This window comes from Thermoplasma sp. Kam2015, from assembly GCF_003205235.1.
GTDB lineage: Archaea > Thermoplasmatota > Thermoplasmata > Thermoplasmatales > Thermoplasmataceae > Thermoplasma.
Map to the genome: position 1 here is coordinate 1 of NZ_QJSM01000039.1, position 7,251 is coordinate 7,251.

Sequence of the window (7,251 nt, forward strand, 5' to 3'; positions counted from 1 at the left end):
TCCTTCACGATCCCATCTCCTCAATGTGGTTGCATCCATTTGCAGTATATCGCATGCTTCCCTTACTGTGTATATTTTACCCATATATATTGCATAACAATATATAACTATATATAAATATTCCCATTAACAGTTAAAACCCAATTTGAGATGAGAACGTTATTGTACTGCCTTGGAATGAATAAGATATGTCAATTAGGATACTGATACCTGTGCTTGAAAGGAACGGAATGGAATCGCGCGTTTCTCCACATTTTGGGCGTGCTCCGTATCTCGCTGTTCTAGATGCAGATGACGATGGAAGAAATGTCAAAATAACCTTCGTAAATGGTGAGGGCCCGCACGATGAGGGGCATGGCGAAGATGAAGAGAAACGCGCGCGCGGAGTTCATGGATCAATAATTGATCTGCATCCTGATGTGATAATAGCATCCATGATGGGGCCAAGAGCGGTCATGGACTTCAGGGCAAACAATATAAAGCTTGTTTCTGCTGATGGCAAAACTGTATCAGACCTTGTATCAGCCTATCTTTCAGGCAAATACAAAGACCTAATGGCCCACCATGAATGAACAGATCAAAAACATGCGGAAAAGAAGTTTTACCTTTCTACGAAATAAATTATCGACAGGCACATTCGAAAATGGATAAACAACGGAGTTTCATAAAAAATTAAGGAATTTTTATGATCTTAAGACATAAAAAATGGATCATCGCATTATGCTGAGATTGCCTCAAGCGTCCTGCTTGAAGTTTTCGGCCCGAGCATTGCAAGTATTCCAGCTATGAGACCCGTTATAGCTATGAACCTGAAGCCGAACGCAAAGGAGAATGAAGCAACAAGTACTGGAAGGAATAGTGCACCGAATGCCCCTCCGACATGTCCTATGCCATCAGTCAGCGCGAAACCAGAAGATCTGGCCCTGGTCGGATAATTTTCAGCCGTATATGTGTATGCGACCTGAAGATACATACCTAACGCCATAGACGCGAGGAAGGAACCAGCGAATATGAATGCACTCACTTTAAAGGAGAAAAGCATCAGGCCGATGAACCAAACTACCGTATCCGCAAAGATGACGTACTTGCGTTCGAATCTGTCGGCAGAAAATATCATTATCACTGCACCGACCGGATAGCCAATGGCACCAACCGCAAGATAGAGAATAGAGGAAGAGATGGAAAACCCTGCAGAAGAGAGGATAGCTGCAGAATCACCCAGGAAGGCATAGTTTCCGATGTACCAAAAGAACCACATCACAACGAGTAGTCCTAGCCTTATGGAATAAGGCCTCCTGAAGAGATACAATGTCGGGAATTTTTGCTCCTCAAAGACAACCTCATCAGGCTTTGGGTCCGGCAGTCTGCCAACCTTCTTCATTGCCGTAGCCTCCATCATATCAAGAACCTTTCTGGCTTTCTCCAGATTGTGGGCCTTTGCTGCAATCAGCAAAATCAGTTCAAGATCATAAACGGCAGCGATTTCGACGCTATATAGGATGATATTGCAAAATATTCTCCGAGCGATGCTCCGACGAAGAAACCAGATTGATATATACCAAGCTCTGCAGATCGCTTTTCTCTGGCATTCCATTTTTGAACCAACGCAGCATCGGATATGTAAATCACAGCGGATACGGAGCCCAGGAACAGCTGCATGAGAAAGACTGCAGTGTAATCTTCAATGAAAAAATATAGCATACCAAAAAGAACCAAAAGCAGGAAAAATGATATCCTGTTCGCTGTCGCCGTCCCATATAGATCTGAAAGAAAGCCTCCGGGTATCTGGAATGCCGTGTATCCAATCCAGTAAGCTGTAATGAGAAGCGACCCCCTGAACAGATCTATTTTCATGGAGGCAATAATAAATGGAAGTGTTGCCGGAAAAAACCTAACAATAAAGTTAAGAATGAATGAGATGATGGATAATTGAATAACCGCAGCCTGAAATCGATAGTGATAAATCTGATCTCCCATCATATAAAGCTAAATGATCATGATCCTTAATTATTGTGGCTATCATATCCACTGATCGTTGAGGGTACGAAACCTTCGCCATGTATTTGTGGGTTTTCAGCTTATCACTATGGATTTGGTTGCGAACGATGTGGGTGCGTTGAAGTCTATCAGCGCTGGCGAACCAACCTCAGGCGTTATCTGCCCGCTCACTGCAGATCCCTGCGTTATGTTCGTTCCGAAAGTGTTCGTCACGTTTATTATCAGCGCAGCAACATCTCCAGTACTGAGTACCGGATACAGCCCAGTCATAGAATGTGACGGATCTGACTCAACCAGTATTCCGAAGTTTGTTGGATCCTTGTGCGCTGCTGAGAGTTCGCCCCAGACAGGCGCTGAGAATATGTTGGCCGATCCCGTGCCCGCTATATCGTAGAATATGCTGGTGTTGTAGACCAGCACCGCGGTCACGCCGCCGACCGACAGCGTTATGGTTGTATTCGATAGATCCACTGAAGACCCGCCGGAGTTAACGGTGACGAATATTGCAAGATAGGAAATGCCACCAGCTTCAGGTGGATTGGCATAGTCATAGCCCAATATCTGGGTTATGACCACGCCCGAAGCTACCTGCTGTATGGTGGTTGTTCCGGTGCTAGATGCCTTCTGCTGCAGGATCCCTGCTGTGTGTATGAGCACGGATGCGGCAACAGCAGCAACTAAGATCATCGCGATAAAGACAATAAGTACGCCTATACCCGATTCTGACTTCGAATCGTCAGTCTGAAATATTTTCTTCAGCTTCTTTAGTGATTTAAGTATGGGCATCTGCTTCACTGTGTACATATGTATGTGAGTGGATCGGTATTTAATGATCCACGATTGAATTGCGAAATTACGCATGGCCATGCACAGGAAAAGAACGTGTATCCTACATATATTGCTACGAAAAAGTGCCTTATCCTAACCTTAGTTGTTAATTTGAAGTACATGTTAAACACCGAGGATAGGAAATTCATAATAGATAGCGTGAAGAAGGGATACAAGGTCACTGAACTCGCCAGGATGTTCAATGTGACGCCGAGAAGGATACAGCAGATCCTGCATGAAAGCGAGCTGCCGGAGAGCTCAAGGGATTCTGAGCTGACCGAAGAGGAGAAAAAATTCATAGATGATCTCTGGGACAAGTACAGGATAGGATCGCGAACGATCTATTACCTGCTCAGGAGCAAGGGCTTCAACGTTTCCTACTACAAGATATACAACTACATGAAGGTGAAGAGGATGGTTCAGATCAAGGAGAACGCGCTAATAGTCAACGGGAAGAAGGCTGAACCGCCGCTCTCCACAGTGCTTCTGGACTATCACCAGAGGAGCTTCAACGATCAGTACGCCATCTTCTGTGTCGACATGACAACAAAGAAGATACTCTCCTATTCCGAATCAATGAAGATAACGAGCGATGTTGTTGCCGCTGTCCTCGACGGACTCAACGTTTCCGGAAAGATAAAGAAGCTCATGATAAGAAGCGGTGTGCTCAGCCTGATATACAATTCTTCCAACCTTGGATATATAGCCAGAAAGAAGGGCATATCGGAGGTCGTAACGGACAAGGGCAGCTCCCGCGTCCACCTTTCGCTGTCGAAGCTGTGGCAGAACTACGACAAGTACAGGTGGACATTCAACAGCCTTGAGGAGTTCGTCAACTGGTACAACGAGAGGCCTGTCACAAGGTTCGAGGACAGGATCGCCTCACCGGACCAGATATTCGAAGAGTATATCAAGAAGTATGATATGAATACTGGAGAGAGTTGAACTGCCTGATAATTGCGGGCGGCATGGGAACCAGGATCGGTGATCCTGAGAAAGCGATCATAGAGATCGGTGGCGAAACCATACTGGAGAGATCTGTGAGATGCCTCAGATGCATATGCGATGCATGGCATGCAATGATAGATCCATCGATGCAGAGGACAAAGAGGATGCTTCGCAGCCTTGGCATAAGCGTCATGGAGAAGGAACGTGGAGGCTACATAGAGGATCTGAATTATGCCCTCGGGATAATCGGGAAATTTCCTATCCTCGTTGCTCCTGGGGATCTCTACATAATCAGATGCCGGGACATTCTTGAGAGAATCAGATACTCCATCACGCTTGACGAGGACGTCATATCCTTTACGGACGACGGAAAGTTCACAGGCCTGTCCCTTTTCAACGATTTCGGCGGTTCATATATCAATGTTGATATTTCTGGATATGCAATGAACGTCAACACGCCTGATGATCTGGAGAAGATCAGGGGTATGGGTAGAACCTGACGCCTTCTTTGGATTCATACCTTCCAAATTTCACGTTGAATACTTCGTACAGTGTCTTTTCGTCGATCACTTTTCTTGGGTCTCCCTGATACAGCACGCTTCCGGCCCGCATCAGTATCACGTTGTCGCATTCATTGTACAGAAAATTTATGTCGTGCGATACTATCACCACGGTTTTTCCCGCCTCTCTGAACCTCCTGATGATGGACATGACCCTCACGGCCTTGTCCACGTCAAGAAATGTCATCGGCTCGTCCAGCAGGATGTACCTGGTGTTCTGATACATGGCCGCTGCGAACATCACTATTCGCTTCTCCCCTCCGCTAAGCGTTGAGAATTCCCTATCGGAGAGATGTCCGATGCCACAGGCCTCAAGGCATTCATCCAGGCCTGGACCTCCATGCACGCGACTGTAGCCTGATAGCTGGACGACGTCCCTGACCGTGAAGTTCATCGGCGTCGGTTGCTCCTGATGAACAACCGAGACCATAGACGCCACCTCTCTGGGCTTCATCTCCAAGACGTTCTTTCCATCTATGTAAACAGCGCCACCGGAAGGTTTCAGGAAACCGTAGATCGCCTTGAGCACCGTAGTCTTGCCGGATCCGTTGAGGCCCCCTATACCGTTTATGGCGTTCTCCATTATGGAAAAAGACACGCCGTTGATCCTGAACGTCTTCCTGTCTATGGAGACCCTGTCTACTTCGATCATGCTTCCTCTTCCAGTTTTATGCTTTCCACATCAACGGAATCATCAACAGTCTCACCGTTGATTATCAGGCTGTAGAGCACCCTGACACCGCCGCGTTCAATGGTTATGGATACGGAGCAGTACTTTCTCAGCGAGAGATGGATGGCCTTCCTTGCCTTCTCAGGATCCACTGGGCCTTCGAATATATAGCGTATGTGCGCGTACCTGAGCAGGCGCGGGTGTTCCTCCCTCTTTTCGCCAGAGACCTCGCACCTGTATGATGAAAATTCCTGGCGCATCTTCCTCAGTATCGATAGGACATCATCACTCGTGCATGATCCCACAGCTAACAGGAGGAGCTCCGTCGGCGCATGCCGCATCTCCTTCTTATCCTGAGAAAAATAGATCCTTACCGTGTCCTTGCCGTCGTCGGAATCGAAACCCTCACCTGGAACGTAATGAAAAGATACCTTCATCAGTGGGCTAAAAAAAATCAATATAAAAGATTATTGTACTTTTTTCACCGAGGACACTATGACCTTCAGCGCGTTTATGAGGCCTGTTATGAAGGCTGAAACATCCGGATCCTTGAGCAGCGCCATCAGTTTGAGAGCTGACAGGGGCTGAGGATTCTTGACTCCTTCGACGAACTCTTCCGCAACGCCTGGCAGGTTGAATGATATCGCCTTGACCAGATCAGCGGTCTTCTCCTCACCAAGGCCGTAAAGAAGCCCCATCATGCTGTTTCCAACCTTGAGCAGCGCCTCCGTGAGTTCCTTCTCCGTGAAGAACTTAGCCAGGAATTCTATATCCGTCGGCGCGTAGTCCTTAGCTATGCCCATGAACACGTCTATTATCCCTGCCTCCTTCATCTTCGAAAGGAGATCCATGAACGCTATTATGGTATCCTTGTTCTCCACCATCTTGTTCAGAAGCGCTTCGATATCGTCCTGATCCTCGGCTGGCTGCATGTTTCCCTGAACCTCTTCCTTCTCCACCATGTCCATCACCTCACGCGACTCCCCTCAGCATGCTGCTGAAGAACGTATCTGCAGACTGCCATTTCAGGAAGTAGTCAAGCTTGCTGTCGAAATTGGCCTTTGGAGGCTTGTTGTAGCTGAAGTAGAGCGTTAAGCCCTTCTCATAACCGGTGACCGTTGTGCATGCCACGTCTCCTTCGTACACTTCATTGTATATGTTTCCTGAGGTTTCTGAAGCTATCCTGTTGGAGAGGTACAGAGCCTCGAAGTGCGCAGTCGCTCCAGCCTTGGATACAGGCAGGTTTGTAGCGTCGCCTATTGCGAACACGTTGTCGTAGTCCTTATAGTTAAGCTTGTATTTATCCACATCGATATATCCGCTGTCATCTGCAAGCCCGGAATCTGTTATGACCTTCTGACCCCTGTGAGGCGGTATCAGCACGAGCAGATCATAATTTATACTCTCGCCCTCAAGGGACTCTATCTTCTTGTTCTTTGGATCGATCGAGTCCACATTGAAGAGCGTGTGGGTTATTATGCCGCGTTCCTCCATCCTCTTACCGACGAAGTCCGCAACATTTGGAATTGTGAAGACGCGGTTGAGCGGGTATATGTAGTGTATCTCGGTTTTGTCCTTAAGACCGTGGAAATTAAGATACTCCTCAAGCAGGAATGTGAATTCGTATGGTGCTGGCGGGCACATTATTGGTATGCTTGCCTGCCCTATCACAACCTTTCCACCCTTGAAGCCCTTTATCTCCTTCTGGAGCTCAAGCGCATGCGGAAGATCGTAGAAGTGCTTTGCACTCTCAGAATAGCCTGGGACATCCTCCGGCGTGAACCTGTCTCCGGTTGCGATTATCAGGTAATCGTAATCTAGATTCCTGCCGCCGGTTGTCTGCACGCTGTGATCTGCAACGTCTATCCTTGATACCGTGTCCCTTATGTAATTCACGCCATAGTTGAAGAGGAACTCGGTGGGTTTCACGCTCTTCTTGTAGTCTATCATGTTGAATGATATGTGCACACCGTCAGGCTTGAAATAGTGATCCTTTGAGTTTCCTACCACGGTTATGTCAACATCGCGCCTATCGGTGTGGAATCTCAGCTTGTTTGCCATTATAGTTCCAGCATCGCCGTCACCAACGATGAGAACTCTGCTAACCATATCACTTCACCTTCTTCATCACAATCTCGTAGTATCCGTTTCTGTCGAATACTCCGACCAGCTCCTGGCCTGACTTCTGTATCCATGCAGGCGCATCCTTCTTCGTTCCTGCATCCGTGGAGTACACGGATATGACTT

Annotated in this window: 11 protein-coding genes; 3 read left to right on the forward strand and 8 right to left on the reverse strand. The window is 47.3% G+C overall.

The window, feature by feature from the left end; translation table 11 throughout:
• Positions 1–188: 188 nt before the first annotated feature.
• Positions 189–572 carry a NifB/NifX family molybdenum-iron cluster-binding protein gene (locus DMB44_RS08220; protein ID WP_110642637.1) on the forward strand — a complete coding sequence of 128 codons (384 nt, stop codon included), beginning with the start codon at positions 189–191 and terminating at the stop codon, positions 570–572.
• A 146-nt stretch (positions 573–718) separates the two neighbouring features.
• Here DMB44_RS08220 and DMB44_RS08225 read toward each other — a convergent pair whose 3' ends face one another.
• From DMB44_RS08225 to DMB44_RS08235, 3 genes are all read right to left on the reverse strand, one after another.
• Entirely contained in the window at positions 719–1,399 is a 681-nt protein-coding gene (locus tag DMB44_RS08225) for an MFS transporter (protein ID WP_237265376.1), read from the reverse strand.
• A gap of 56 nt (positions 1,400–1,455) precedes the next feature.
• A complete protein-coding gene (locus tag DMB44_RS08230) occupies positions 1,456–1,980 on the reverse strand; it encodes an MFS transporter (protein WP_110642639.1) in 525 nt (174 codons plus the stop codon).
• 93 nt (positions 1,981–2,073) lie between these two features.
• A complete protein-coding gene (locus DMB44_RS08235) occupies positions 2,074–2,784 on the reverse strand; it encodes a flagellin (protein WP_237265377.1) in 711 nt (236 codons plus the stop codon).
• Between the two features lie 153 nt (positions 2,785–2,937).
• On the opposite strand from DMB44_RS08235, the gene DMB44_RS08240 reads away from it, so the two are divergent.
• Positions 2,938–3,771 carry an IS481 family transposase gene (locus DMB44_RS08240; protein ID WP_110642643.1) on the forward strand — a complete coding sequence of 278 codons (834 nt, stop codon included), beginning with the start codon at positions 2,938–2,940 and terminating at the stop codon, positions 3,769–3,771.
• Entirely contained in the window at positions 3,768–4,274 is a 507-nt protein-coding gene (locus tag DMB44_RS08245; RefSeq protein ID WP_110642645.1) for an NTP transferase domain-containing protein, read from the forward strand. The genes DMB44_RS08240 and DMB44_RS08245 overlap by 4 nt, the downstream gene beginning before the upstream one ends.
• Here DMB44_RS08245 and DMB44_RS08250 read toward each other — a convergent pair.
• From DMB44_RS08250 to DMB44_RS08270, 5 genes are all read right to left on the reverse strand, one after another.
• Positions 4,252–4,986, reverse strand: coding sequence for an ABC transporter ATP-binding protein (locus DMB44_RS08250; RefSeq protein WP_110642647.1), 735 nt, complete (start codon positions 4,984–4,986; stop codon positions 4,252–4,254). The two genes, DMB44_RS08245 and DMB44_RS08250, sit on opposite strands and share 23 nt — an antisense overlap.
• The gene (locus DMB44_RS08255; RefSeq protein ID WP_110642649.1) at positions 4,983–5,441 is read right to left on the reverse strand and encodes an OsmC family protein; all 459 of its coding nucleotides are present in this window, start codon (positions 5,439–5,441) and stop codon (positions 4,983–4,985) included. The genes DMB44_RS08250 and DMB44_RS08255 overlap by 4 nt, the downstream gene beginning before the upstream one ends.
• 30 nt (positions 5,442–5,471) lie before the next feature.
• The gene (locus DMB44_RS08260; RefSeq protein ID WP_237265378.1) at positions 5,472–5,966 is read right to left on the reverse strand and encodes a DUF1641 domain-containing protein; all 495 of its coding nucleotides are present in this window, start codon (positions 5,964–5,966) and stop codon (positions 5,472–5,474) included.
• Positions 5,967–5,976: 10 nt separating this feature from the next.
• On the reverse strand, positions 5,977–7,113 hold the full coding sequence (locus DMB44_RS08265) for an NAD(P)/FAD-dependent oxidoreductase (protein ID WP_110642650.1): 1,137 nt from the start codon (positions 7,111–7,113) through the stop codon (positions 5,977–5,979).
• A 1-nt stretch (position 7,114) separates the two neighbouring features.
• On the reverse strand, positions 7,115–7,251 hold a 137-nt coding region (locus tag DMB44_RS08270; protein WP_161952111.1), incomplete at its 5' end, for a sulfurtransferase TusA family protein.